The sequence below is a fragment of the Aeromicrobium sp. WCS2018Hpa-31 genome (assembly GCF_031843905.1).
Lineage (GTDB): Bacteria > Actinomycetota > Actinomycetes > Propionibacteriales > Nocardioidaceae > Aeromicrobium.
Map to the genome: position 1 here is coordinate 271,064 of NZ_JAVTJF010000004.1, position 26,000 is coordinate 297,063.

Here is a 26,000-nt window from a genome sequence, read left to right on the forward strand (position 1 = left end):
TCACACGAACTCCACGCCCTGGGCGAGCGGGAGCTCGGTGGAGTAGTTGACCGTGTTCGTCGCGCGGCGCATGTAGGCGCGCCAGGCGTCCGAGCCGGACTCGCGGCCGCCGCCGGTGTCCTTCTCGCCTCCGAAGGCGCCACCGATCTCGGCGCCGGAGGGCCCGATGTTGACGTTGGCGATGCCGCAGTCGGACCCGACGGCCGAGAGGAACGTCTCGGCCTCGCGGACGTCGAGGGTGAAGATCGACGACGACAACCCCTGGGTGACGTCGTTGTGCAGGACCAGCGCCTCCTCCATCGTCTCGTACCCGAGCACGTAGAGGATCGGCGCGAAGGTCTCCTCCTTCACCACGTCGGTCTGGGCGGGCATGTCGACGATCGCGGGCTGCACGTAGTAGCCACCGCCGGTCGCGTCGCTGGCCGCGACGTCCTGCCCACCGCCGGTCACGAGGGTGCCGCCGTCGCCCTGGGCGCGGGAGATCGCGTCGCCGAACGCCCGGAACGACGTCTGGTCCACGAGCGGCCCGACGAGCGTCGACGGCTCCAGCGGCGAGCCGATCGGCAGCGTGCCGTAGGCCTTGGCGAGGCGCTCGACGAGCTCGTCCTTGATGCTGTGGTGCACGATCACGCGGCGCAGCGACGTGCACCGCTGGCCGGCCGTGCCGACGGCGGAGAACACGATCCCACGCACGGCGAGGTCGAGGTCGGCGCTGGGCGCGACGATCGCGGCGTTGTTGCCGCCGAGCTCGAGCAGCGTGCGGCCGAGGCGCGCCGCCACGCGGGGTGCGACCTCCTTGCCCATGCGGGTGGAGCCGGTGGCCGAGACGAGCGGCACGCGCGGGTCGTCCACGAGCGCCTCCCCCACCTCCCGGGCACCCAGGACGACTTGCGACAGGTGTTCCGGCGCACCCGTGCGACGCGCGGCCTCGGCGGCCAGCGCCTGGCACGCGAGCGCCGTCAGCAGGGTCTTCTCCGAGGGCTTCCACACGACGGCGTCACCGCACACGAACGCGAGCGCCGCGTTCCACGACCACACCGCCACCGGGAAGTTGAAGGCGCTGATGACGCCGACGACGCCCAGCGGGTGCCACTGCTCCATCATCCGGTGACCCGGACGCTCCGTCGCGATCGTCAGGCCGTGCAGCTGGCGCGACAGGCCGACCGCGAGGTCGCAGATGTCGATCATCTCCTGCACCTCGCCCAGGCCCTCGCTCAGGATCTTCCCGGCCTCGATGCTGACCAGGGCGCCGAGGTCGTCCTTGTGCTCGCGCAGCAGCTCGCCCAGCTCACGCACGAACGCGCCACGCACCGGCGCGGGCACCGTGCGCCACTGCAGGAACGCCTCGTGGGCACGACCCACCGCGTCGGCCACGTCGGCGGCGGAGTGCGCGACGAGCCGACCCATCTCGTGGCCGTCGATCGGCGACGTCGCCGACAGGCCACCTGCGGCGTCGAAGGGATCACCGGCGCCGAGGCGCTGGAGGATGTCGAGGGCACGCGTGCTGACGTCGGTCATGCCGGGGAGACCTTTCCGTGGGAGGCGAAGAGCTGGCCGGAGGTGGTGGCGAAGAGGTCGGCCAGGCGGATGTCCTCCTGGGCGACGAAGCCGGCGTGCGGCAGCACGCCGTCGGCGACGAGCTCGACCACCGACACCGCCGAGGCGGCCGTGGTCCAGCTGATGGCACGCCAGGTGCGGCCGTCGATGTCGATGGGCAGGTAGCCGCGGACGTAGTTCTCGCGGAAGGGTTGACCGGCCTTGGTGCCCTCGACCGCGGCGTGCAGGTAGACGATGTCGTCGTTCACCGGAGGCTTGGCGTCGACGAGGATGCGGCCGACCTCCTCGCGACGCTCGCGCAGGTTGAGCTCGTCGAACAGGAAGTGCATCTGGCGGAAGTGGCCGGGGTAGCGCAGCGTCTTGTAGTCGAGGCGGCTGACCCGTCCATCGTAGGTCTGGCACATGGTGCCGAGGCCACCGGACGTGAGTGCGGCCTCCAGCTCGATGCCGGCGATGAACACGCGCTCCTTCTCGGTCATCGCGGGCACCATCTGACGACGGCCGGAGCGCAGCACCTCGCAGTCGTTGAGGTACTCGTTCACCACGCCCTCGGCCGACCAGTTGAAGGCGTAGCCGAGCAGCCCCGTGGGGTTCTGCGGCAGGGCGCCGACCTTGAGCTCGATGTTGCGGATCTGCTCGAAGCCCTCGGCGAGCGAGGCGCCGACGATGCCGATGAGACCGGGGGCGAGGCCGCACTGCGGCACGAACGCCGACTCCGGACGCTTGGCGCTCAGCTCCACCACCCGGTTGGTGGTGGGCACGTCCTCGGTGAGGTCGAAGTAGTGCGTCCCGGTGTCGTACGCGGCCTCGGCCACGGCGATGTTGAGGTGGTACGGCAGGCAGGAGACGACGGCGTCGACGTCGGTGAGGGCCTTGCGCACGGCCGTGGTGTCGGAGACGTCGACGGCGTGCGACGCGAAGCGCAGGTCGTCGCGCGGCGCTGCGTCGTACCCGACGACGGAGAACTGGGCGCGGACCAGGAGGTCGGCGACGAGCTCGCCGACCTTCCCCAGTCCGAACACCGCGACGGTGTTGATGGATCGGGACACGGGACCTCCTGCAGCCGGCGACGGGTCACGTCGCGTACGGAAGACACCGAGGGGTGGTCGGCGTCACACCGATGCTAGTCAGCAGGAGAGCCCGTGTCTGTACCGACCGGACGGTGCAGTGGTGACGATTGGGTGAAGCCGCCACGTCCGTCACGGTCGACGTCGTCGAGGACGGAGGCGGGGCCGGGGATCTCGTGGACCCGGCGTCCCGCCACCGTGCTCGTCGACGTGCACCGCGTCGACCGGACGAGCCGGTCAGGCGGTGGGGATCGTGGTGGCCTCGGCCCGGTTGGCGGCCGACACGACCGCGCGCAGCGAGGCCATGACGATGTTGGCGTGGATGCCCACGCCCCACACGATCTCGCCGGCGATCTCGCACTCCACGTAGGCCGCGGCGAGCGCGTCACCACCGGACGACAGCGCGTGCTCGGTGTAGTCGAGCACCCGGATGTCGGACCCGGCCTGACGCATGCCGTCGACGAACGCGTCGACCGGGCCGTTGCCCTCGCCCTTGAACGAGCGCTCCTGGCCCCGCACGACGAGGTCGACGACCTGCTGGTCGTGACCGTCGGCCGACGTGGTGGAGCTGAAGGTCACGAGCGAGTACGGCTCCTCGCGCTCGAGGTACTCGCCGCTGAACGCCGCCCAGATGCCGTCGGCAGTGATCTCGCCCGCCTCGCCCTCGGTCAGTGTCTGCACGACCCGGCTGAACTCGATCTGCAGACGTCGCGGCAGGTCGAGCTGGTGCTCGGTCTTCAGCAGGTAGGACACGCCACCCTTGCCGGACTGGCTGTTGACTCGGATGACGGCCTCGTACGTGCGGCCGACGTCGTGCGGGTCGATCGGCAGGTAGGGCGCCTCCCACGGCACCTCCGAGACGTCGACGCCCTGCTCGGCGGCGATGCGGTCGAGGTCCTCCAGGCCCTTCTTGATGGCGTCCTGGTGGGAGCCGGAGAAGGCGGTGTAGACCAGGTCGCCCGCGTACGGGTGACGCGGGTGCACCGGCAGGCTCGTGCAGTACTCGACCGTGCGTCGGACCTCGTCGATGCCGATGCCACCGGCGGTGAAGTCGATCTGCGGGTCGATGCCCTGGCTGAACAGGTTCATGCCGACGGTGACGAGGTCGACGTTGCCGGTGCGCTCGCCGTGGCCGAACAGGCAGCCCTCGACGCGGTCGGCGCCGGCCATCATGGCCAGCTCGGTGGCGGCGACGGCCGTGCCGCGGTCGTTGTGCGGGTGCAGGCTGATCGCCACGTTCTCGCGGTGCTGGACGTTGCGGCCGAACCACTCGATCTGGTCGGCGTACGTGTTGGGCGTGGCCATCTCGACCGTGGCGGGCAGGTTGAGGATGATCTCGCGGCCGTCCTCGGGCTGCCAGACGTCCATGACGGCGTTGCAGACCTCGACGCTGAACTCCAGCTCGGCGCCCGTGAAGATCTCGGGGCTGTACTGGTAGCCGAACGCGGTGCCGGCCATGTTCTGCTCGGCGTGCTTCATGACCAGCTCCGTGCCACGCGTGGCGATGGCCCGCACCTCGTCGCGCGAGGCGTTGAAAACCACGCGTCGGAACAGCGGCGCGACGGCGTTGTACAGGTGGATGTTGGCCCGTCGCGCGCCGGCCAGCGACTGCGTGGTGCGCTCGATCAGGTCCTCGCGCGCCTGGGTCAGCACCGAGATCGTCACGTCGTCGGGGATGACGTCGTCCTCGATGAGCGAGCGGACGAACTGGAAGTCGGTCTCGCTCGCGGACGGGAACCCGACCTCGATCTCCTGGTAGCCCATGCGCACGAGCAGCTCGAACATCCGGCGCTTGCGCACCGGGGTCATGGGGTCGATGAGGGCCTGGTTGCCGTCGCGCAGGTCGGTGGACAGCCAGCGCGGCGCCTGCGTGATGGTCTGCGCGGGCCACGTGCGGTCGGGCAGGTCGATCGGCGCGAAGGGGCGGTAGCGGCCGAACGGCATGGGCGACGCCTTCTGCGGCGAGACGACGTTGCTGGCCAGGCCGTGGTGGCCGGGCTGGGAGCGGGTGGGCTCGGTCATGATGGGCTCTTCCTCGGGGTGTTCGTCTGGGTCATCGTGCGGCCGGTGCATGACGAACTCCGCGCCGAGGGGCCCGACCTAGTGGACCTCGACGCGGCAGAGAAGGAGTCGGCTCGCGTACATCGCAGACCAGACTACCCCACTGCCCGGACTCCCCCACCGTCCAGACACCCCCACCGCCCAGACACCCCTACCGCACTGCACCCTTCCCCGAGGTCGGCCAGACTGGGGGCATGAGCAGCGACCAGTCCACGACCGGCTCCTACGTGACCAGCGGCCAGGAGTTCGACCGCGACATGAACTACATCCCCGACCGGATCACGCGCACCGGCGGCGAGCCGGTGGACGACCGCGGCGCCGGCACGGGCAAGCCCCCGGCCAAGGACGCTCCCCTGTGGCCCGTCGAGGCCGGCCGCTACCGCCTCGTCGCCGCGCTCGCGTGCCCGTGGGCCACCCGCACGGTCATCGTGCGACGTCTGCTCGGGCTCGAGGACGCGATCTCGCTCGGCCTGGCCGGACCCACCCACGACAAGCGCAGCTGGACGTTCGACCTCGACCCCGACGGCGTCGACCCGGTGCTGGGGATCCCCCGCCTGCAGGACGCCTTCTTCGCGCGCTACCCCGACTACCCGCGCGGCATCACCGTGCCCGCGGTGGTGGAGGTCGCCAGCGGCCAGGTGGTCACGAACGACTTCCCGTGGATCACCCACGACTTCTTCTTCGAGTGGACCGACCACCACCGCGACGGAGCCCCCGACCTCTGGCCCGAGGCCACGCGCGACGAGATGGAGGACGTGATGCACCGCGTCTTCACCGAGGTGAACAACGGCGTCTACCGCTGCGGCTTCGCCGGGTCGCAGGCGGCGTACGACTCCGCCTACGACCGGCTCTGGACGGCGCTGGACTGGCTCGAGGAGCGCCTGACCACGCGTCGCTTCCTCATGGGCGACTCGATCACCGAGGCCGACGTGCGCCTGTTCACGACGCTGGCCCGCTTCGACGCGGTCTACCACGGGCACTTCAAGGCCAACCGCCAGACGCTCGCGACGATGCCGGCGCTCTGGGGCTACGCACGCGACCTCTACCAGACCCCCGGCTTCGGTGACGCGACCGACTTCGAGCAGATCAAGCAGCACTACTACGTGGTGCAGACCGACATCAACCCCACGAGCATCGTGCCGAAGGGCCCGGACCTGTCCGGGTGGACGACGGCGCACCACCGCGAGGAGCTGGGCGGCTCCCCGTTCGGCGACGGGACTCCCCCGGCCTGAGCTCTCAGAGGAGGCGGCTCAGCCGCCTCGCCGACTCGACCACCTGGGTGCCCAGCTCGGTGAACCTCGAGGGCTCGATGCGGATCGACGGGCCCGACACGGACAGGGCTCCCACGACGCCGGACCGGGAGAGCACGGCGGCACCGACCGAGCTGATGCCGCTCGACAGACCGTTCTCGTTGACGGAGTAGCCGCGCTCGCGGATGCGCACCAGCTCGGCGCGGATCGTGTCGGGATCGACCAGCGAGCTCGGTGTGCGGGGCTCGAGCGGGCCGGCCAGGTACCGCTCGACGGTGGCGTCGTCGCAGGCCGAGAGGTAGGCCAGGCCGGTGGCGGACGCGTGCAGGGGGATGCGCTCGCCGAGCGGCAGGAAGGCCCTCAGCGCGTGCGACGTGTCCAGCCGCTCCAGCAGGACGAGCACGTCGCCGTCCGGCGCGCAGAGGTGCACCGTCTCGGTCGTCACGAGCTGGAGGTCGCTCATGATCGGCAGCGCCAGGTCGCGCAGGCTCTCGCGGGCCCCGGCGGTCCCGCAGACCGACAGCGCGCGCAGCGACATCGACCACCGCGTCGGCGCCGACCCCGAGCTCTCGACCCACCCGATCTCCTGCAGCGTGAGCAGGCACCGCTGCACCGTGCTCTTGGGGAGGTCGGCCGCACGCGCCAGGTCCGACAGCCCGACCGGCTGGTGCTCCGCGACGTGCTCGAGCACGGCGAAGGCCGTGACCACGCTGGCCGTCGTCATGTCGCCTCCCTGTCCCGCTTGCTCCTGGTCGCTGTGTGGTCTACGTTACACGCTCGTTCCGACAGGCGGCACGTCGGTCCACCAGACGGACCAGGTCGCCTCGTCCCCCACCGACCCTGGAGGAACCATGACCGGTCAGCTGGTCGCGCTCGGCATCTTCGTCGTCGTCTTCGGCATCGCCGCCGCCCGCAACGTGAACATCGGCATCGTCCTGTTCCCCGTCGCCGCCGTGGTCGGCCTCTGGCTCGCCGACATGACGCTCGAGGAGGTGGTCGCCGGGTTCCCGCTCAGCATCCTCGTGCTGCTCGTCGGCGTGACCTACTTCTTCGGCATCGCCCACAGCAACGGCACCATCGACTGGCTCATCGACACCTCGCTGGCGAAGGTCGGGGACCGCGACGCGGTGCTCCCGACGACGTTCTTCCTGCTGACCGCCGCCGTCTCCGCCATGGGCGCGCCCCTCGGCGGCCTGGTGATGGCGCCGATGGGCATGAGCATCGCGCGGAAGCGCGGGATCGATCCCATCCTCATGGCCCTGTCGATGGGCTGCGGACTGAGCGCCGGTGCCTTCGCGCCCACGAGCCTGTTCGGCATCATCACGTGGGGCACGGCCGACAGCGCGGGCATCGACCTCAGCCCCCTCCTGCTGTTCGCCGTGGCCGTCGTCGTCAACCTCGTGCTGCTGGCCGTGGCGCACCTGCTGTTCGGGCGTCGCCGTGGCGTGCGCGGGGAGTCACGTCTGGAGCGCACGCTCGTCGCCCGCGGATCGGCACTGCCCGAGTACGGACAGTCGTCGCTCTCCCTGGACGGCCCTGCCGGCTCCTCCGACGACGCGCCCCGCGACCCCGGCCGACCGAAGCCCCACCAGGTGCTGACCATGGTCTGCATGGTCGCGCTCGTCGTCGCCGTCATCGTGATGGCGCTGGGTGGGCTGGAGCCCGACATCGGGGTGATCGGCTTCGGGCTCGGCGCCGTCCTCGCACTCGTCGACCCCGCCGCGGGCAAGGCCGCGATGACCCGCATCGACTGGGGCTCGGTCCTGCTCGTGGGCGGCATCATCACCTACGTCGGCGTGCTCACCCAGATGGGCGTCATCGACCTGCTCGGCGAGCGCGCGGTCGACGTCGGGTCCCCCGTCGTCGCCGCCCTGCTCCTGTGCGCCGCCGCCGGTCTGATCTCCGCCTTCGCGTCGACCACGGGCATGCTCGCCGCGCTGGTCCCGCTCGCCCTCCCCCTCATCGCCGACGGCGGCATCCCCGGTTGGGCCATGATCTGCGCGATCGGCGTGTGTGCGTCGATCGTCGACGTCTCACCGTTCTCCACCGTGGGCGCGACCTACGTCGCCACCACCGTCGACCCCGACGAGCGGCCCCGGATGACCAGCCTGCTGACCCGGTGGGGCCTGTCCATGGTTGTCATCGGCCCGGTCGCCCTGACCCTCACCCTGATCCTGCCTGGGATGGTGCTCTCATGACCGACGCGACCACGTTCCTCGCCGCCTTCCGCGACACACGGCGACCCGACCGTCCCGACGCGGTGCGCGTGGGCGACCGGACCGCCTCCTGGTCCGAGCTGCGCCGTGCCGCGGCCGCACTCGCGCGGGACCTTCCCGACGACGGACCGGTCGCGGTCTGCGCCGAGCCCACCCTCGACACGGTCGTGGCGGTGGTCGGGTGCCTCGTCGCCGGCGTGCCCGTGGTCCCGGTGCCCCCCGACGCCGGGTCGGCCGAGATCGCCCACGTGGTCGCCGACTCCGCCGCCACCTGCTGGGTCGGGCCGCCACGCGACGGGGTGGAGCTTCCCGTCCTCGCCCTGCCCGACGGCGAGGCGGGGTCCGACGGCGCGCTGCCGACGTCGGCCGAGGACGACGCGCCGGCGATCATCCTCTACACCTCCGGCACCACCGGCGCTCCCAAGGGCGTGGTCATGAGCCACCGTGCGCTGCGGACCGGCATCGAGGGGCTCGCCGACGCCTGGGACTGGACCGATGCCGACGTGGTCGCCCACGGGCTCCCCCTCTTCCACACGCACGGGCTGGTGCTCGGCATCCTCGGGTCGCTGCACGTCGGGTCCCGCGTGGTGCACACCGGGCGGCCCACTCCTGCCGCCTACGCCGCCGCCGGCGGGACGATGTACTTCGGCGTGCCCACCGTGTGGACGCGGATCGCCCGCGACCCCGACGCCGCGCGCGCCCTCGCCCCGGCGCGTCTGCTGGTCTCGGGCAGCGCAGCCCTGCCGGTCCCCGTGTTCGAGCGGCTGCGCGAGCTGACCGGCCACGCGCTCGTCGAGCGGTACGGCATGACGGAGACCATGATCACGCTCAGCACGCGCGCCGACGGTGAGCGTCGTCCCGGCTGGGTCGGCGTCCCCGTGACGGGCGCTCGGACGCGGGTGCGGGGCGAGGACGGGCAGGACGTGCCCGCGGATGGTGAGACCGTCGGCCGGCTCGAGGTGAGCGGTCCGATGCTCTTCGAGGGCTACCTGAACCTGCCCGAGGTCACCGCCGAGGTGCTCGGTCCCGACGGCTGGTTCTCGACCGGCGACCTCGCGACGAAGGACGCCCACGGCCTCCACCGCATCGTCGGGCGCGAGTCGGTCGACCTGATCAAGTCCGGCGGGTACCGCATCGGGGCGGGTGAGATCGAGACCTCGCTGCTCGCCGTGCCGGAGGTGCTGGAGGTCGCCGTCCTAGGCCTCCCGGACGAGGACCTCGGCCAGCGCATCGTCGCCTACACGGTGGTGGCCCCCGGGCACGGGACCGACGAGCTCGCGGCCCGCCTGGTGGACCACGTGGCCGACGACCTGGCCTGGCACAAGCGACCGCGGGAGGTCCGGTTCGTCGAGACGCTCCCGCGCAACGCGATGGGCAAGGTGCAGAAGAAGTCCCTGCTCGACACGGCCGCGGGCGCGGGCGACGGCGCACCTGCCTGACGTGTGCGCGCCGGTTCGGGCCGTCAGAGGTAGGTGGTGCGCGTCATCTGCCGGTCGGAGGTAGGTGGGACGCGGATACGGGCGCCCATTCCGCGCGCTGCCTACCTCTCACCCGGCCGTTCCGCGCGCTGCCTACCTCTCACCGGGCTAGCCGCGTCGCCAGAGCGACCGCGGAAGGAAGCGCGCTCGCAGCCGCTCGAGGCGGGACCCGGACTCCCGGACCTGGTCGACCACCCGGCGCACGCTCTCGCGCTCGTCGGAGACGTCGGTACCGGGACGGGCGTACCGCGACCGCTCCACCGCGGTGACCACGCGACGCAGGTCGTCGGGGTCGACCCGGGGAGCGACGACGTCGGCCAGGCCCCGCGGGGTGCCGGCCGCCGGGACCGCCAGGCCCACGTCGAGCGCGGACGCCTCGACCTCGCGCCACCACGGGTCGGGAGCGGAGCCACCCAGCCGCCGACGTCGCTGGACGTACCGCAGCGCACCGGGCAGCAGCGCGGCGACGAGCAGCCCGAGTCCCACTGTGGCCGCCGTGCGCGGGGCCGTCGGGGCGGCGTCGTCGACACCCACGGCCTCCTGCGTCACGGACCCACCGCGGTCGGCCGCGTCCGCCTGGCGCTGAGGCGTCGACTCGTCCGTCGTGTCGTCGCTCGTGTCGGACTCGGGGGCGTCGGGCTCCTCGAACCCGGTGCGGGCGCCGACCCCGGGCGTCGGCTCGAAGCCCACCCAGCCCACGCCGTCGAAGTACAGCTCGGGCCATGCGTGCAGGTCGTCGGACGTGACCTCGTACACCGCGTCACCGTCGTCGTCGTTGCCGACCGCCTGGCCCGGCGCGTACCCGACCGCGATGCGCGAGGGGATGCCCAGCTCGCGGGCCATGACGGCCATGGCCGAGGAGAAGTGCACGCAGTACCCGGCCTTCTCCTCCAGGAACGTCTCCAGGACGCGCACGCCGTTGCCGTCGTAGTCCTCGGCCACCGGGGCGGTCTCGGAGTAGACGAAGTTGTCGCGCAGGTAGTCCTGGACCGCGACCGCCCGGTCGTAGTCGTTGGTGGCGTCGGCGGTGACCTCCCGCGCGGTGTCGCCCACCACGGCCGGCACGTCACCGGGCAGGCTGAGGTACGTCTGCAGCGACGCCCCGACGCCGGTGCCGGTGGACAGGGCGCGCATCTGCTCGGCCGTCGGCTGCCGGTCGAGGCTGGTGACGGAGTAGTCCTGGCCCACGGTGGTGGCGGAGCGGGAGGTGACCGTCAGCCCCGCCCTCTGGTACGTCCACGCCCCCCGCAGCCCGTCGATGTCGAGTGCCGGGTACGGCACGGGCAGCATGGTGCTGCGCAGCTCGTCGATGCGCACGCGGGTCGTCGCCTCGGTCGTGGGGATGTCGTCGTCGATGGCGATGCGGCTCTCGAACGCGTCGCCCGCCTGCGACCGGGCAGGACGCCACGTGCGCCCCTCGAAGTCGCGGAGCACGGCGACCTTCAGGTAGGGCGGGCTGTCGAGCGTGGTGGTGTACGTGGCGGCGACCGCCGAGCTGTTGCGGCGCAGGTTCTGCCCGAGCTGGAGCATCGGGTTGATGCCGCGCCCGAACACCTGCGGCGGCGGCTCGCCCCAGGGCTTGGCCACGGCCGTGACGTCGGGCATGACCGGCGGGAGCAGCACGCCGACGAGCAGGGCCGACCCTCCGAGCCCGAGGGCGGGGACCACCGTGGACCAGCCGCGGGCCGCGCTCTGCGTGCGGACCCGCAGCAGCACGAGCCACAGGGCGGCCGGGACGACGAAGAGCCACACCGAGGGAGTCTCGCCCGACACCAGCGCGGGTGCCGCGTACACCGAGACCAGGATCGCGCCGACGAGCAGGGCACCGTGGCGCAGTCGCAGCAGCAGCTCCACCAGCAGGATCAGTGCGCCGAACGCCCCGGCGAGCAGCAGGACGATCGGCCGGGCGGCCGCGGCAGGAGCGGCCTCCTCCATGACCAGCACCTGGGCGCGCTCGAGCGACGACCACAGCCCGGTCAGGGTCGACCAGGTGGGCACGAGACCGGCGAAGGTCTCCGGCACGAAGACCCACCCCAGCACCAGCACCAGCACGACGGCCCCGACCGGGACCGCGAGCCGTGGGGCCAACGACCCGAGCACCCCGCACACCAGGGCCACGAGCCCCGCGACGAGCGTGGTGGTGACCCACCAGTCGCGTCCCTCGACGACCGTCGTGTAGCCGAGGAGAAGGGCGGCAAGCGCGGTGAGCACCAGCAGGTGCTCGAGCCACGGTCGGCGTCGGGCCGCGGTCACGGCCCGTCGGGTGGAGGGTTCAGGACGCAGCACGGGACCGGCTCACCCCCAGGTCGGACCAGAGCTCGGCGACGTCGTCCTGGGCGGTGTAGGTGACGTAGCGCCACCCGGCGGCCGAGAGCACGTCGAGGGCGGCGTCACGCGTGCCGGCGCCGACGAGCGCCAGCACCGTGGTGGCGTGCGAGAGCGCGTCGACCCACTCGGCCGCGCGATCGGTGTCGGGCCGACCGAGCACGGCGAAGACGGTCCGCTCCCCCGGGTCGATCCCGTCGAGGGTCGGAGCGGTGGACGGCTCGAGCACGGCGAGGTCGACGAGCGCGTCGTCGAGCACGTCCCCGTCGTCGAGCACGCGGTCGACGGCGCTCCCCGTGGCACGGACCGCGACGGCGTAGCCGACCCGGACCAGGTGCCCGAGCACGGATGCGGTGGCGCTCACGGCCCACTCCAGCTCCGGGGAGTACACCCAGTCGCCGCCGTCCCGCCCTGTCGCGTGGGACCCGGCACGCGTCTCGAGGACCAGGCCGGCGCGCGGGTTCACCTGCTGCTCCTCCTGGCGCACCATGAGCTCGCCTCGGTGGGCGGTGGCCTTCCAGTGCATGCGCTTGAGGGCGTCGCCGGGCATGTAGGAGCGGGCGACCACGTCGTCCTCACCGATGCCGGCGTTCTGGGGCGCGGCGCGGCTGGCGCCGTCGTGGTCGGCACCGTGCGGGGCCAACGGCCACAACGTGTGCCGGCGCGGCAGCACCACGAGGTCCTGCGCACCACCGAAGGAGTGGCGCCGCAGCACCAGGCCGAACGGATCGACCACCTCGACGCGCAGCGGGCCGATCGCGTGCCGTCCACGTCGCAGACCCTGCACGGAGTATCGGAACCTGACCTGGGACCGGCGCGTGCGGCTTCCACCGAGGGCCGGGAGCACACCGCTGGCCTCGGCGCTCAGCCCGTTCGGGACCGTGTCGACCCAGCGCGCCTCGAGCGCCGGGAGGACCGACAAGTTCGAGACCCGGACGGTCGCCGTCGTCATCGCCCCCGGCGACACGACCTCGGGCGAGAAGGTGCGCTCGATCGCGACCTTCGACTGCCCCGCGACCACGAAGACGGCGGCCATGACCACCAGGCCCAGCAGCATGGCCGAGACGCTGAGCAGCGCAGGAAGGGACAGGGCGGGCGCGGCGACCAGCAGCACGCCGGCCGCCACCAGGAAGCCGATCCCCCGCGGCGTGAGGCGGACGGAGGACCAGCTGCGCAGCGACGTGCGCCTCACGGCGTCCTCGAGCGGCACGGGCTCATCGGGGCTCGACCGCCCCCTGAGGCACCGGGGTGGCGGCGACGATCCGCTGCACGGTCTCCTCGGCGGGCGCCGACCCACGGGCCGGGACGAGCCGGTGCGGCAGCACCAGGCCCGTGAGCGCGTCGACGTCGTCGGGGAGCACGTACTCGCGGTCGTGGACGAAGGCGCGCGCCTTGGCTGCCCGGACCAGCTGCAGCGTGGCGCGTGGGCTGGCGCCGAGCCGCAGGGCGGCGTCGTCGCGCGTGGCCCGGGCCAGGTCGACGCAGTAGCGCTCCACGGCCTCGGAGACGAACACCGCGCGGGTGCGGACGATCATCTCGCGCACCTCGTCGATCGTGACCACGGGACGCAGCCGGTCGAGCGGGTTGTCGACGTCGCGGTCGCGCACCATCTCCAGCTCCGCGGCGGCGTCGGGGTAGCCCATGGAGATGCGTGCGGTGAACCGGTCGCGCTGGGCCTCGGGGAGGGCGTACGTCCCCTCCATCTCGTACGGGTTCTGCGTGGCGATCACGCTGAACGGCGTGGCGAGGGGGTGGGTGTGGCCGTCGACCGTGACCTGCCGCTCCTCCATCGCCTCGAGCAGCGCCGACTGGGTCTTGGGCGACGCCCGGTTGATCTCGTCGCCGATGACGATGTTCGCGAAGACGGCACCGGGCTTGAACTCGAACTCCCCGCGCTGCTGGTTGTAGGCCGAGACACCGGTGATGTCGGAGGGCAGCAGATCGGGGGTGAACTGGATGCGCCGGACGGATCCGTCGACGCTGCGTGCGAGGGCTCGGGCGAGGACCGTCTTGCCGACGCCGGGGACGTCCTCGATCAGCAGATGTCCCTCGGCGAGCAGCACCACGAGGGCGGCCTCGACCGCGTCGGGCTTGCCGTCGACGACGGACTCGATGTTGGCCAGCACGCGACGGGCGGCGGCGCGGGCGTCGTCCATGGGACTCCCTCGGTCGGGTTCTCGGGACGGCACCATCATCCCCTGCAAGGCTCAACGGCGCACAGGAGCGAAGAGTTTCCGCCCGGGTCGATCGAGGCGCGACCGCCGCCCGTCGCGTCGCTCAGGCCTCCTCGTCGCCGAGCAGCGTGGCGTGCGCGATGCCCGCGACGACGGCACCCAGGACGGGCGCCAGGACGAACACCCACACCTGCGCGAGGGCGTCACCACCCGCGAACCAGGCGACGCCGAGGGACCGGGCGGGGTTCACCGACGTGTTGCTCACCGGGATGCTCACCAGGTGGATGAGGGTCAGCGCGAGGCCGATCGCCACGCCGGAGAAGCCGACCGCGGCCCGCTTGGCCGACGCACCGAGGATCACGAAGAGGAAGAAGGCGGTGAGGACGACCTCGGTGGCCACCACGGCCCACAGGCCGTAGCCGCCGGGCGAGCGGTCACCGAAGCCGTTGGTCGCGAAGCCCGACGCCACGGCGTCGAAGCCGGGCTTGCCGTGCGCGATGGCCAGCAGGACGGCACCGGCCACGGTGGCACCGACGACCTGGGCCGCGACGTAGGCGGGGACGTCCTTCCACGCGAACCGGCGAGCCGCCGCCAGCCCGACGGACACCGCCGGGTTGAAGTGGCCGCCGGAGACGGGGCCGAAGGCGTAGGCGCCGGTCAGGACGGTCAGGCCGAACGCCAGCGCGACGCCGACGGTCCCGACCTCCTTGCTGGCAAGGACGGCGGTGCCGCAACCGCCGAGGACGAGCCAGAAGGTGCCGAGACCTTCGGCGCCGAGGCGTTGGGCGGTGGTGGGCGGGGTCGTGCTGCTCACGGCAGCTCCTCTCGTTCGTGCGTCGGTGGCAGGGTTGTCAGCGACGGCCGCGACGTCGGTGGCTCAGGCTGCGGTTCCGGTTGCGGTTGCTCTCCTCGAGCCTGCGCTTGGCCATCGGAAGCCCGACGAGCGCGAGCAGCTTCCAGACGATCCAGCCGAGCAGGGCGAAGGCGTTGCGCTTGGGTCGAGCCATGGGAGGTCTCCAGTCGTCGCGGGGTTGGGTGGACATGGATGAGTGGGGTCGAGAAGGTCATTCGTCACGCACGGGGCGCTATGACGTGGGTCACCGATCCCGCGTGCACGCGCCAGGCGGTGGCGCAGGACAGCCGGCCGGGCAAGACTGGGGCGATGCGCTGCGAACCTCGATCCGGGACGGACGTGACGCCGTGACCACGCTCCTGGTGGTGCGCCACACCCCCACCCGAGGCACCGCGGCCCTCGGCGACGCCCTCGTCTCGGGCGCGAACGACGACGCGATCGAGGGTGTCGAGGTGCGGGCACTGGCTCCCGACGAGACGTCGGCCGCGGACGTGCTCGCCGCCGACGGCATCGTGGTGCTGTGCCCGGCGAACTTCGGCTACATGTCGGGGCTCGTGAAGGACCTGTTCGACCGGACGTTCCTCGACATCGGCGGGGCCCTCTCCGACGACGGTGGGGGCGCGCCCGCCTCGGGCCGCCTGCCCTACGCCCTCGTGGTGCACGGCCGCTACGACACGGAGGGTGCCGTGCGCTCGCTGCGCTCCATCGCCGAGGCCCTCCCCTGGCGCCAGGCCGCCGAGCCCCTGCAGGTCCTGGGCGACGTCGACGACGACCACCTGGCAGCCGCGTACGAGGTGGGCGCGACGCTCGCCGCCCTGCTCAGCGACTGACGGAGTCTCCGACCGCGCCTTGGGCGCTCGCTGCTGCGTCGCTCGGCTGGGCTCTCCCCGTGCCGCGACGTCGCTCGGCTGGGTCTGTCCTCGCTGCTGCGTCGCTGCAGGGGGTCTGGCCTTGCTGCTGCGTTGCTGTGGCTGCGAGTGGGCGTGGTCTCCGAAAGGGCCTCGACCGGAGCGGGGGGTCTCGTGCCGGTTGGGTCTGCGGGGCGCGGCCACGATTCTTCCTCTGCGCGGGATCCACGCACGATGCTTCCTTCGCGTGGACCGTGCCACGCGAATGAAGCATCGTGGCGACGAAAAGGGCCCCGTACGGGCAGTGATTCTCCTTCTGCGTGGAACGGTCCGCACAAAGGGAGAATCTCTGCCCACCCGCCGCGCACCGAAGCCCCGCTGGACGCAGGATTCTGCCTTCGCGTGCAGAAGCCCGAACGATGCTGCGTTCACGACGGGATCCCGTAGCGAACGCAGCATCCTTCGCCCCCTCACGCACGAACGCAGAATCGTGCGTCCCCCGAGCCACGCTCCGAGAGCTCACCCGACCCCGGACCCCTCCGCCGGTCGAGGCCCTTTCGGAGACCGAGCCGACTCGCAGCCACAGCGACGCAGCAGCAAGGAACGACCAGCCCGGAGCGAAGCAGCAGCAAGGAACGACCAGCCCGGAGCGACGCAGACGCAAGGCGCGACCAGGCCGAGACGACGCCGCCGCAGTCGAGGCCCACCCACAGCCACGCAGCCGCAGGTCGAGACCCAGCCGGAGCAGCGCAGCGGCACGTGATGACCGAGCCGACGCAACGCAGCAGAAGGACGACGCGCCGACCTTTGCCTCTCCTGGGATCATGGAGGCATGACGCTTCCCACCGGTCTGCCCACGCTCACGGCCGGCGCCCACGACGCCGAGGCCGGCGAGGCGTGCGTCATGGAGTACGTCTCGGTGCTGGCGGGCGAGCCGTGGAGCGACCGCCCGGAGTGCACCCACCCGCTGCTCGCGCACGAGGCGAGGGTCGCGAACGACCTCTCCAGCGACGCCGACCGCCACCGCCTGGTCCCGCTCGTCGGACGCCTCTTCGGCACGAGCGAGGACTCGGTGGAGCTGCGGACCCGCCTGCGGCTGGCCCAGGCCCGCCAGGTGCTGCGTCTCGTCGATCCCACGGCACGGGCCGGCGCACAGGGCTACGCGGACCGCACGCTCGCGCTGCTCGACTCCCACGACGGCGACCTGCACGACAGCACGGACGTCGAGCAGGTGGCCGCGGCCTGGGAGGTCGCGCGGACGACCCCGAGCCGCGAGGGCGACCTCGACGAGGACCACGCCGACCACCACCGCAACGCGTCGCGGATCATGGCGTTCGCCGCGGCCCCCGACCTGACCGCACCCGAGGCGTGGTCCCTCGCGACGCTCGCCGTCGCGCACCGCGTGGCTGCCGGCGAGTGCCGCGCCGACTGCGCCGACGGCCAGGCGCGTGCTCGTCGCATGGTCCGCGACCTCGGCGAGCTGATCGACGTCTACGACGAGATCACCGGCCGCGTCCCCGACCCCGTCTCGCCACGCGACGCCCGCACCCTCGCCGCCCACCTGTGAGCCCTGGCTCACGACGACGATGACGTCCAGGACGTGGGCCACCCTCGCGGTCGTGGTGCTGCTGGCGGGGTGCTCGGCAGGCGCTGACAGGGATGCGGCCGGTGGCGCCGACCCCCTCGCAGCGGGGTGCGACCTCGTCGAGAAGCACGTGGACGGCGACGTCCCACGGGACGACGTCGCAGCGATGCGCACGTTCGCCGACGCCCTCACGGCGGAGGCCGACACCCTGTCGACGTCCGACGCCGCCGAGCTCCGACCGCTGGCCCGTGCGGCTGCCGCAGTGGCGACGACGCCGAGGGGCACCGAGGCCGCCGTCGTGCACGCCGACTACCTGAGGACGCTGGCGGCCACGGCCGACGTGTGCGAGGCCGCCGGCTCCCCCGCGACCTAGCGCCGCTCGCCCTTCGGGCAGCGGTGGGTTCAGGGGCGGCGCGACGTCCAGGCGAGCAGGTCGTCGACCGGCCACGTGTTGACGATGCGATCGGTGGGCACGCCCAGAGCGGCGGCACGGGCGCACCCGTGGTCCAGGAAGTCGAGCTGGCCGGGTGCGTGCGCGTCGGAGTCGATGCTGAACAGGCAGCCGGCGTCGAGCGCCAGCGCCACCAGGTCGTCCGGCGGATCCGCCCGCTCGGGACGGGCGTTGATCTCGACGGCCACGCCGTGCTCGGCGCAGGCGGCGAACACCCGCTTCGCGTCGAACCTGCTCGGCGGCCGCTTCCCCCGCGAGCCTTCCACGAGCCGACCGGTGCAGTGGCCGAGCACGTCCGTGGCCGGGTGCCGCACCGCGCCGAGCATCCGCCGCGTCATCGCGATGCTGTCGGCCCGCAGGTCCGAGTGCACGCTCGCCACCACGACGTCCAGCCGGTCGAGCAGGGCGTCGTCCTGGTCCAGCGACCCGTCCTTGAGGATGTCGACCTCGATGCCCGAGAGGACCCTGACGCCGTCGACCTCGGCGTCCACCTCGGCGAGGAGCTCCAGCTGCGCCTCGAGCCGGTCGGCCGTCAGCCCGTTCGCGATCGTCAGGCGTGGCGAGTGGTCGGTGATCGCGAGGTACTCGTGCCCGAGCCGAGCCGCCGTCCGAGCCATCAGCTCGAGCGGTGAACCGCCGTCGGACCAGTCGGTGTGGGCGTGCAGGTCCCCACGCAACGTCGCCCGCACCTGCTCGCCGCCCGGGACGAGCGGACCCTCCCCCTGCTCCCGCAGCTCGACGAGGTAGGCGGGCACCCTCCCCTGCAGCGCCTCGACGACGACACCGGCCGTTCGTTCGCCGATGCCGTCGACCGTCCGCAACCGACCCGCGGAGGCCAGCTGCTCGACGTCGTCACGCGAGGCGAGCGTGCGGGCGGCCCTGCGGAAGGCCTCGACCCGGTAGGTCGATCCGCGGGCACGCTCCAGCCAGAAGCCGATCTCGTCGAGCGCCGACACGGGGTCCATGACGCCATCGTGTCGCGGTCGCCGAGGGGCCGCCAGTGCACGGGTACGGTCGTCCCATGGTCCGCCGTCACGTCGTCGTCCACGGTCGGGTGCAGGGGGTCTTCTTCCGCGCCTCGTGCGAGCAGGAGGCGGGCCGCCTCGGCCTGGCCGGCTGGGTCACCAACCGACCCGACGGCACGGTCGAGGCGGTCTTCGAGGGTGAGCCGGCCGCCGTCGACCAGATGGTCGCCTGGTGCCGTGGCGGACCTCCGCGCGCCTCGGTGACCGAGATGGTCGTCACCGACGAGGAGCCGCAGGGCGAGTCGGGCTTCAGGACCGTCTGACCCCGACCCGGCTCAGAAGCCGAGCTTGCGCAGCTGCTTGGGGTCGCGCTGCCAGTCCTTGGCCACCTTCACGTGCAGGTCGAGGTGCACCGGCGTGCCCAGGAGGCGCTCGATCTGGCCGCGGGAGGTCGTGCCGATCTCCTTGAGCCGCGCACCCTTGCGACCGATGACGATGCCCTTCTGGCTGTCGCGCTCGACGTACACGTTGACCCGCACGTCGAGCAGCGGGCGGTCGGCCGGACGATCCTCGCGCGGGGTCATCTCGTCGACCACGACGGCGATGGAGTGCGGCAGCTCGTCGTGCACACCCTCCAGGGCGGCCTCGCGCACGATCTCGGCGACCAGCGTCGTCTCGGGCTCGTCGGTGAGCTGACCCTCGGGATACAGGGCCGGGCCCTCGGGCAGCGTGGCCACCAGCAGGTCCGACAGCAGGCCGACCTGGTCGCCGTTGACGGCCGAGACGGGCACGATCTCACGCCACTCCAGACCAGCGGCACGACCGGCCTCCTGCACCGCCATCAGCTGCTGCCCGACGCGCTCGGGTGCCACGAGGTCGGTCTTGGTGACGACGGCCAGCACGGGCGCCCGCCGGATCCTGGCCAGCTCGGCCACGAGGAAGCGGTCCCCGGGCCCGATCTTCTGGTCGGCGGGGAAGCACATCGCGATCGTGTCGACCTCGGCCCACGTGGTGCGGACGATGTCGTTGAGGCGTTGTCCCAGCGTGTTCCGCGGTCGGTGCAGGCCGGGCGTGTCGACCAGCACGAGCTGGGCGTCGGGGCGGTGCACGAGCCCACGGATGGCGTGCCGCGTGGTCTGCGGCTTCGACGACGTGATGGCGACCTTCTCACCCACCAGCGCGTTCGTGAGCGTGGACTTGCCGGCGTTGGGGCGGCCGACGAAGCAGGCGAAGCCGGACCGGAAGCTCATGTGGTCGTCCTGTCGACGACCCGACCGGCCGGGTCGGCCAGGAGCACCGGCACCCCGTTGCCGGCGAGGTCGCGCACGGGTGCGACATCGGGCAGGTCGTCGGCGACCACCAGGGCAGCCTCGAGGCCGCGCGCGCCCGACGACACCGCCATGGCCACGGCCAGCTCGAGCGCCCCGACCCGGACCGACGGGAGGTCGACCTGGGCGGCTGCGTAGGTGCGCCCGTCGAGGTCGCGCACGGCAGCCCCCGCGGGAGCCTGCGTGCGTGCTCGCGTGGCTCGTGCGAGCGTCACCAGCTTGGCGTCCTCCGGGGCGAGGGTCACCAGGTCGCTGTCGGGTCGGTCAGTCACGGGATCCTCCGTTGCTCGGCTCGGACACGGGCTCGGGCTCCAGGCGCGACACGTGCACGCGTCCGATGCGGTTGCGGCGTCCGCTGGGTGCCTCGGCCACGAGCCGCAGACCGTCGATCTCGACCGTGCTGCCGGGGATCGGCACCTTGCCGAGGTGCTTGGCGACCAGGCCGCCGACCGAGTCGACGTCCTCGTCGTCGAGGTCGATGTCGAACAGCTCGCCCAGGTCGTCGACGTCGTAGCGTGCGCTCACCCGGTAGGACCCGTCCGACAACGCCTCGAGCTCGTCGGGCTCGGTGTCGTACTCGTCGGTGATCTCACCGACGATCTCCTCGAGGATGTCCTCGATGGTGACCATGCCCGACGTGCCGCCGAACTCGTCGACGACGATCGCGACGTGGGTGCGCTGCGCCTGCATCTCCTTCAGGAGGTCGTCGGCCGGCTTGGTGTCGGGGACGAACAGGCACGGTCGCATGATCGAGTCAACCTTCTCGGTGGACTCGGCCACATGATTGTCGAAGACGCGCTTGGTGACGTCCTTCAGGTAGGCCATCCCCAGGACGTCGTCGAGGTTCTCGCCGATCACGGGGACCCGCGAGTACCCGCTGCGCAGGCTGAGGGACATGGTCTGGCGCAGCGTCTTGGAGTGCTCGATGAACACGAGGTCGGGCCGCGGCACCATCACCTCGCGCACGATCGTGTCGCCCAGCTCGAAGACCGACTGGATCATCTTGGACTCGTCGGACTCGATGACGCTGCTGGCCGCCGCCAGGTCGACCAGCTCGCGGACCTCGACCTCCGAGGCGAACGGGCCCTCGCGGAAGCCACGTCCGGGCGTCAGGGCGTTGCCGACGACGATCAGCAGGCGCGGAACCGGCCCCAGGAGGGCGGTGAGGAGTCGCACGGGTCCGGCGGACGCGAGCGCGACCGACTCGCTGTGCTGGCGCCCGAGAGTGCGGGGACCGACGCCGATGAGGACGTAGGAGACGACGACCATGATGGCGACGGCCACGCCGATCTGCCACCACAGCCCGTCGACGTAGTCGTCGACGACGAGGGCGACGAGCACGATGGCCGCCGTCTCGCACACGACCCGCAGCAGCAGCACGGCGTTCAGGGCCGGGGCAGGGTCCTCGAGGATGCGGCTGAGCGCCGCCGCACCACCGCGACCCTCGTCGCCGAGCTCGGCCGCGCGTGCGCGCGAGAACGAGGACAGAGCAGCGTCGATGCTCGCGAACAGACCGGCGAGGATCGCCAGGACGATCGACGCGACGATCGCCACGGTCATCGCGGCGTGTCCTTCGGCTCGACGGCTCCGGACCCGGTGGCCAGGGAGCCCTCCTCGACGTCCGTGCCGGCCGCCGCTCGTTGCCACTCCAGGAGCAGACGACCCTGGATGCCGAACATCTCGGCGTGCTCCTCGGCGGTGGCGTGGTCGTAGCCCAGCAGGTGGAGGATGCCGTGGACGGTGAGCAGCTCGATCTCGTCGGACGGATCGTGCCCGGCCGCCGGGGCCTGCTGCGCCGCCACCTGGGGGCAGAGCGCGATGTCGCCGAGATAGCCCTCGGGCTCCTCCTCGGGCTCGCGGTCCTGCCGGCCCGGCGAGAGCTCGTCCATGGGGAAGGAGAGCACGTCGGTGGGGCCCTTCTTGCCCATCCACTGCTCGTTGAGCACGGCGATGGTGTCGGTGTCGACCAGGCGGACGGTCAGCTCGGTGGCCGGGTGCAGCCGCATGCGTCGCATGACGAACCGGCAGAGCCGGGTGAGGGCGACGACGTCGACGCCCTGCCCCGACTCATCGAGGACGTCGACGTTCATGGTCCACCTGCCCCGGGCCCGACGCCGACTCGAAGGCGTCGTAGGCAGCGACGATGCGACCGACCAGCTTGTGGCGGACGACGTCCTGCGACGTGAGCGTGGAGAAGTGGATGTCCTTGACGTCGGCGAGGATGTCGCGCACGACGCGCAGACCGCTCTTCTGGCCCGACGGCAGGTCGACCTGGCTGACGTCGCCGGTGACGACGATCTGGGAGCCGAAGCCGAGCCGGGTGAGGAACATCTTCATCTGCTCGGGCGTGGTGTTCTGCGCCTCGTCGAGGATGATGAACGCGTCCTGCAGGGTGCGGCCGCGCATGTACGCCAGCGGCGCGATCTCGATGGTCCCGCTGGTGAGCAGCTTGGGGATCGTCTCGGGATCGAGCATGTCGTGCAGCGCGTCGTAGAGCGGACGCAGGTAGGGGTCGATCTTCTCGCTGAGCGTGCCGGGCAGGTAGCCCAGCCGCTCCCCCGCCTCGACCGCGGGCCGCGTGAGGATGATGCGGGTGATCTCCTTGGCCTGCAGCGCCTGCACGGCCTTGGCCATGGCGAGGTAGGTCTTGCCGGTGCCGGCCGGGCCGATGCCGAAGACGATCGTGTGCTTGTCGATCGCGTCGACGTACTTCTTCTGGTTGAGCGTCTTGGGCCGGATGGTTCGGCCACGGTTGCTCAGGATGTTCAGGCTGAGCACCTCGGCCGGGCGCTCCTGGGTCTCGGTGCGCAGCATCGAGATGCTGCGCTCGACCGTCTCGGCCGTGAGGCCCTGGCCGGTGCGCACGATGGCGACGAGCTCGTCGAGCAGCCGCTCCACGAGGGCCACCTCGCCGGGCTCGCCGGTGACGGTCACGACGTTGCCGCGCGCGTGCACGGTGGCGTCGAAGGCGTCCTCGACGATGCGCAGGAACGCGTCGGCCGGACCGTAGAGGGCGACGGTGTCGATGCTGGTCGGGACGGTGAAGGTGTGGGGTCGCTGGTCCCCGGGCAAGTCAGAAGTCATGTCTGCCCACCATCGTACGGGGGGCAGGCGACACGCGCGCAACCCACGACCGGCGTCGCGGGCTCGTCCCGTGGCCGACGAGGACCCCGGGACCCGGGGACGTCAGCCCGGGGGCCAGCCCAGGGCACGGCCGGCGAGGACGTGCCCGTGGCAGTGGAAGACGGTCTGGTGGGCGTCGGCGCCGGTGTTGAACACGAGTCGGTAGGAGCCGCCCGCCTCCTGCGCCACGCGACGCGCGAGCCGCAGCAGCCCGACCGCCGCCTCCGGCTCGGCCTCGGCGAGGCTGCCGACGTCGGGCTGGTGGACCCGCGGGATCACCAGCACGTGGGTGGGCGCCTGCGGGCTGATGTCGCGGAACGCGAGCGCGTGCTCGTCCTCGGCCACCACGTCGGCGGGTACCCGACCGGCGACGATCGCGCAGAACAGGCAGTCGTCTTGGCTCATGGTTCCTTCCTACCGCACCTCAGCGGAAGGCGTCCTTGATGCGCCCGAACATGCCGTGCCGGTGCGTCGAGCCCATCTGCGCCTCGGGACGGTCCTCGCCGCGCAGCTCGGCCAGCTGCTTGAGCAGCTCGCGCTGCTCGTCGTCGAGCCGGTCCGGGGTCTCGACGACCATCTCGACCACGAGGTCGCCGCGACCGGGGCCGCGCAGCCGCGGCACGCCCTGGCCACGCAGCGTCAGGGTCTCGCCGGACTGGGTGCCCGCAGGCACCTCCAGGCCCACGGTGTCGGGCCCGTCCTGGTCGGCCAGGTCGGCCTCGAGCGTCGGCAGGTCGACGTGCGTGCCGAGGGCCGCAGCGGTCATCGGCAGGGTGACCTGGCAGCGCAGCTGGTCGCCCTTGCGGGTGAAGACGGGGTGACGGGCCACCTCGACCTCGATGTAGAGGTCGCCGGGGGGTCCTCCGCCGGGGCCGACCTCGCCCTCGCCGGCCAGCTGGATGCGGGTGCCCTGGTCGACGCCGGCAGGGATCGAGACGGTGAGCGAGCGACGCGACCGGACCCGGCCGTCGCCGTTGCACTCGTGGCACGGATCGGGGATGACCGAGCCGAAGCCGTGGCAGGTCGGGCACGGGCGGGCGGTCCGGACGCTGCCCAGCGGCGTGCGCTGCACGTGCTGCACCTCGCCGTGCCCGTGGCACGTGCCGCAGGTGACGGCCTCGGAGTCGTCCTCGGCACCGCTGCCGTCGCAGCGCGTGCACACGACCGCCGTGTCGACCTTGATGTCGTGGGTGACGCCGAACGCGGCCTCAGCGAGGTCGACCTGCAGGCGGAGCAACGCGTCCTGGCCACGCTGGACGCGCGAGCGCGGCCCGCGGGTGTTGCCCCCGCCGCCGAAGAACGCGTCCATGATGTCGTCGAAGCTGAAGCCGCCGCCGGCGAAGCCCCCCGCGCCGCCCCCGCCGCCGAGCGGGTTGCCGCCGCGGTCGTAGACCGACTTCTTCTGCGGGTCGGAGAGCACCTCGTAGGCGGTCGTGACCTCCTTGAAGCGGTCGGCCGCGTCGGGTGCGTCGTTCACGTCGGGGTGCAGCTGGCGCGCGAGCCGGCGGTACGCCTTCTTGAGCTCCTCGGGCGTCGCCGACCGGGACACGCCCAGCAGCTCGTAGTAGTCCTGTGCCATTGGTCCTTCGTCCTGTTCAGCCGTCCGCCAGCTGTCGCCCGACGTAGCGGGCGACCGCGCCGACGGCGGCCATGGTTCCTGGATAGTCCATGCGGGTGGGTCCGAGCGTGCCCAACGTGGCGAGCGCCTGCTCGGGGGTGCCGTACGCCGAGGAGACGACGGCGGTGCCCGCCAGTCCCTCGCTACCGGTCTCGAGGCCGATGCGCACGGTGGGGTCGGTGGTCGCCTCGCCGAGGAGCTTCAGGAGCACGACCTGCTCCTCGAGCGCCTCGAGGACGGGGCGGATCGAGGAGTCGAAGTCGCGGCCGAAGCGCGCCAGGTTGGCGGTGCCGCCCACGGCGATGCGCTCGTCGGACCGCTCGTCGGAGAACACGTGCGTGAGCGTCGTGACCACCGACGTGACGAGAGGCCGGTCGGTCTCGGCGAACGTGCCGATCACCTCGGCCAGGCGCAACGACGCCTCGGGCAGCCGCTGCCCGATGGTGGCGGTCATGATGCGGGAGCGCACGTCGGACAGCAGCACGTCGCCCGGCGTGGACTCGAGCTCGACGACACGCTGCTCCACCCGGCCGCTGCTGGTGATCACCACGAGCAGCACGCGTGCGTGCTCGAGCGCGACGACCTCGACGTGGCGCACGGTGGAGCGGGTCAGCGACGGGTACTGCACGATCGCGACCTGGTTGGTCAGCTGGGCCAGCACCTTGACGCTGCGCTGCACGACGTCGTCGACGTCGACCGCTCCCCCGAGGAAGGTCTCGATGGCGCGTCGCTCGGGCGTCGAGAGCGCCTTCACCTGGGACAGCCGGTCGACGAACAGCCGGTAGCCCTTGTCGGTGGGCACCCGGCCCGCGCTCGTGTGCGGCTGCGCGATGTAGCCGTCGTCCTCCAGGGCCGCCATGTCGTTGCGGATGGTCGCCGGCGAGACACCGAGCTGGTGCCGCTCCACGAGCGCCCGGGAGCCCACGGGCTCCTGGGTCTCGACGTAGTCCTCGACGATGGCGCGCAGCACCTCGAGGCGACGGTCGTCAGAGGCGAGTCTTCGGTCCTCCGGCACGGCGGTCTCCTCTCTGCTGATCGGGCCTGCTGGGTCGTGACGGCCCCGGGGCGCGCAGACGGGGCACGACGACGCGGCGTGGCGCT

At 72.1% G+C, this 26,000-nt stretch carries 25 protein-coding genes; 7 read left to right on the forward strand and 18 right to left on the reverse strand.

All coding sequences use genetic code 11. The annotated features are described in order from the left end of the window. The 3 genes from RQG84_RS07040 to leuA form a co-directional block, all read right to left on the reverse strand. Entirely contained in the window at positions 1 to 1,518 is a 1,518-nt protein-coding gene (locus RQG84_RS07040; RefSeq protein ID WP_311209431.1) for an aldehyde dehydrogenase family protein, read from the reverse strand. Continuing rightward, entirely contained in the window at positions 1,515 to 2,606 is a 1,092-nt protein-coding gene (locus tag RQG84_RS07045; protein WP_311209432.1) for a saccharopine dehydrogenase C-terminal domain-containing protein, read from the reverse strand. Before RQG84_RS07045 ends, RQG84_RS07040 begins: the two co-directional genes overlap by 4 nt. Before the next feature lie 255 nt (positions 2,607 to 2,861). Then, positions 2,862 to 4,568 (reverse strand): 2-isopropylmalate synthase, encoded by a 1,707-nt coding sequence (leuA, locus tag RQG84_RS07050; RefSeq protein ID WP_056576532.1) that lies wholly within the window; start codon positions 4,566 to 4,568, stop codon positions 2,862 to 2,864. A 311-nt stretch (positions 4,569 to 4,879) separates the two neighbouring features. Between leuA and RQG84_RS07055 the strand changes: the two genes are divergently transcribed. Beyond that, on the forward strand, positions 4,880 to 5,917 hold the full coding sequence (locus RQG84_RS07055) for a glutathione S-transferase C-terminal domain-containing protein (protein WP_311209434.1): 1,038 nt from the start codon (positions 4,880 to 4,882) through the stop codon (positions 5,915 to 5,917). A 4-nt stretch (positions 5,918 to 5,921) separates the two neighbouring features. Here the strand turns inward: RQG84_RS07055 and RQG84_RS07060 are convergent, their stop codons facing one another. Continuing rightward, positions 5,922 to 6,659, reverse strand: a complete 738-nt coding sequence (locus tag RQG84_RS07060; protein ID WP_311209435.1) for an IclR family transcriptional regulator — start codon at positions 6,657 to 6,659, stop codon at positions 5,922 to 5,924. 127 nt (positions 6,660 to 6,786) lie between these two features. Here RQG84_RS07060 and RQG84_RS07065 point away from each other — a divergent pair, with 127 nt between their 5' ends. Further along, positions 6,787 to 8,133, forward strand: coding sequence for an SLC13 family permease (locus RQG84_RS07065; protein WP_311209436.1), 1,347 nt, complete (start codon positions 6,787 to 6,789; stop codon positions 8,131 to 8,133). After that, the gene (locus tag RQG84_RS07070) at positions 8,130 to 9,590 is read left to right on the forward strand and encodes an AMP-binding protein (protein ID WP_311209437.1); all 1,461 of its coding nucleotides are present in this window, start codon (positions 8,130 to 8,132) and stop codon (positions 9,588 to 9,590) included. Before RQG84_RS07065 ends, RQG84_RS07070 begins: the two co-directional genes overlap by 4 nt. Positions 9,591 to 9,737: 147 nt before the next feature. On the opposite strand, the gene RQG84_RS07075 is transcribed toward RQG84_RS07070, so the two are convergent. The 5 genes from RQG84_RS07075 to RQG84_RS07095 form a co-directional block, all read right to left on the reverse strand. Next, positions 9,738 to 11,882, reverse strand: coding sequence for a DUF3488 and transglutaminase-like domain-containing protein (locus tag RQG84_RS07075; RefSeq protein WP_311209438.1), 2,145 nt, complete (start codon positions 11,880 to 11,882; stop codon positions 9,738 to 9,740). A 19-nt stretch (positions 11,883 to 11,901) separates the two neighbouring features. After that, positions 11,902 to 13,164 carry a DUF58 domain-containing protein gene (locus RQG84_RS07080; RefSeq protein WP_055965340.1) on the reverse strand — a complete coding sequence of 421 codons (1,263 nt, stop codon included), beginning with the start codon at positions 13,162 to 13,164 and terminating at the stop codon, positions 11,902 to 11,904. A gap of 4 nt (positions 13,165 to 13,168) precedes the next feature. Beyond that, a complete protein-coding gene (locus tag RQG84_RS07085) occupies positions 13,169 to 14,110 on the reverse strand; it encodes a MoxR family ATPase (RefSeq protein ID WP_055965337.1) in 942 nt (313 codons plus the stop codon). A gap of 121 nt (positions 14,111 to 14,231) precedes the next feature. Continuing rightward, the gene (gene aqpZ / locus RQG84_RS07090; RefSeq protein ID WP_311209439.1) at positions 14,232 to 14,942 is read right to left on the reverse strand and encodes an aquaporin Z; all 711 of its coding nucleotides are present in this window, start codon (positions 14,940 to 14,942) and stop codon (positions 14,232 to 14,234) included. A gap of 37 nt (positions 14,943 to 14,979) precedes the next feature. Next, positions 14,980 to 15,135 (reverse strand): hypothetical protein, encoded by a 156-nt coding sequence (locus tag RQG84_RS07095; RefSeq protein ID WP_156364825.1) that lies wholly within the window; start codon positions 15,133 to 15,135, stop codon positions 14,980 to 14,982. 193 nt (positions 15,136 to 15,328) lie between these two features. Here RQG84_RS07095 and RQG84_RS07100 point away from each other — a divergent pair, with 193 nt between their 5' ends. The 3 genes from RQG84_RS07100 (at position 15,329) to RQG84_RS07110 (ending at position 17,787) form a co-directional block, all read left to right on the forward strand. Continuing rightward, entirely contained in the window at positions 15,329 to 15,811 is a 483-nt protein-coding gene (locus tag RQG84_RS07100; protein ID WP_311209440.1) for an NAD(P)H-dependent oxidoreductase, read from the forward strand. Between the two features lie 850 nt (positions 15,812 to 16,661). Further along, complete coding sequence (locus tag RQG84_RS07105) at positions 16,662 to 17,396, forward strand: hypothetical protein (protein ID WP_311209441.1); 735 nt, start codon at positions 16,662 to 16,664, stop codon at positions 17,394 to 17,396. A gap of 19 nt (positions 17,397 to 17,415) precedes the next feature. Next, positions 17,416 to 17,787 (forward strand): hypothetical protein, encoded by a 372-nt coding sequence (locus tag RQG84_RS07110; protein ID WP_311209442.1) that lies wholly within the window; start codon positions 17,416 to 17,418, stop codon positions 17,785 to 17,787. Positions 17,788 to 17,816: 29 nt separating this feature from the next. On the opposite strand, the gene RQG84_RS07115 is transcribed toward RQG84_RS07110, so the two are convergent. Beyond that, complete coding sequence (locus RQG84_RS07115) at positions 17,817 to 18,830, reverse strand: PHP domain-containing protein (RefSeq protein ID WP_311209443.1); 1,014 nt, start codon at positions 18,828 to 18,830, stop codon at positions 17,817 to 17,819. Positions 18,831 to 18,886: 56 nt separating this feature from the next. Here RQG84_RS07115 and RQG84_RS07120 point away from each other — a divergent pair, with 56 nt between their 5' ends. Next, positions 18,887 to 19,153 carry an acylphosphatase gene (locus RQG84_RS07120; protein WP_311209444.1) on the forward strand — a complete coding sequence of 89 codons (267 nt, stop codon included), beginning with the start codon at positions 18,887 to 18,889 and terminating at the stop codon, positions 19,151 to 19,153. 12 nt (positions 19,154 to 19,165) lie between these two features. Here RQG84_RS07120 and era read toward each other — a convergent pair whose 3' ends face one another. From era to hrcA, 8 genes are all read right to left on the reverse strand, one after another. Then, positions 19,166 to 20,080: a GTPase Era gene (gene era / locus RQG84_RS07125; RefSeq protein ID WP_311209445.1), complete on the reverse strand. Its 915-nt coding sequence runs from the start codon at positions 20,078 to 20,080 to the stop codon at positions 19,166 to 19,168. Further along, complete coding sequence (locus RQG84_RS07130) at positions 20,077 to 20,430, reverse strand: cytidine deaminase (RefSeq protein ID WP_311209446.1); 354 nt, start codon at positions 20,428 to 20,430, stop codon at positions 20,077 to 20,079. Before RQG84_RS07130 ends, era begins: the two co-directional genes overlap by 4 nt. Then, a complete protein-coding gene (locus RQG84_RS07135) occupies positions 20,423 to 21,718 on the reverse strand; it encodes a hemolysin family protein (RefSeq protein ID WP_311209447.1) in 1,296 nt (431 codons plus the stop codon). The genes RQG84_RS07130 and RQG84_RS07135 overlap by 8 nt, the downstream gene beginning before the upstream one ends. Continuing rightward, positions 21,715 to 22,248, reverse strand: coding sequence for an rRNA maturation RNase YbeY (gene ybeY / locus RQG84_RS07140; protein WP_055965304.1), 534 nt, complete (start codon positions 22,246 to 22,248; stop codon positions 21,715 to 21,717). Before ybeY ends, RQG84_RS07135 begins: the two co-directional genes overlap by 4 nt. After that, positions 22,226 to 23,242: a PhoH family protein gene (locus tag RQG84_RS07145; RefSeq protein WP_055965301.1), complete on the reverse strand. Its 1,017-nt coding sequence runs from the start codon at positions 23,240 to 23,242 to the stop codon at positions 22,226 to 22,228. The genes ybeY and RQG84_RS07145 overlap by 23 nt, the downstream gene beginning before the upstream one ends. Before the next feature lie 102 nt (positions 23,243 to 23,344). After that, positions 23,345 to 23,686, reverse strand: coding sequence for a histidine triad nucleotide-binding protein (locus RQG84_RS07150; protein ID WP_055965297.1), 342 nt, complete (start codon positions 23,684 to 23,686; stop codon positions 23,345 to 23,347). A gap of 19 nt (positions 23,687 to 23,705) precedes the next feature. Then, positions 23,706 to 24,860, reverse strand: a complete 1,155-nt coding sequence (gene dnaJ, locus RQG84_RS07155; RefSeq protein WP_055965294.1) for a molecular chaperone DnaJ — start codon at positions 24,858 to 24,860, stop codon at positions 23,706 to 23,708. A 16-nt stretch (positions 24,861 to 24,876) separates the two neighbouring features. Next, positions 24,877 to 25,914 (reverse strand): heat-inducible transcriptional repressor HrcA, encoded by a 1,038-nt coding sequence (hrcA, locus tag RQG84_RS07160; RefSeq protein ID WP_311209448.1) that lies wholly within the window; start codon positions 25,912 to 25,914, stop codon positions 24,877 to 24,879. Positions 25,915 to 26,000: the final 86 nt, after the last annotated feature.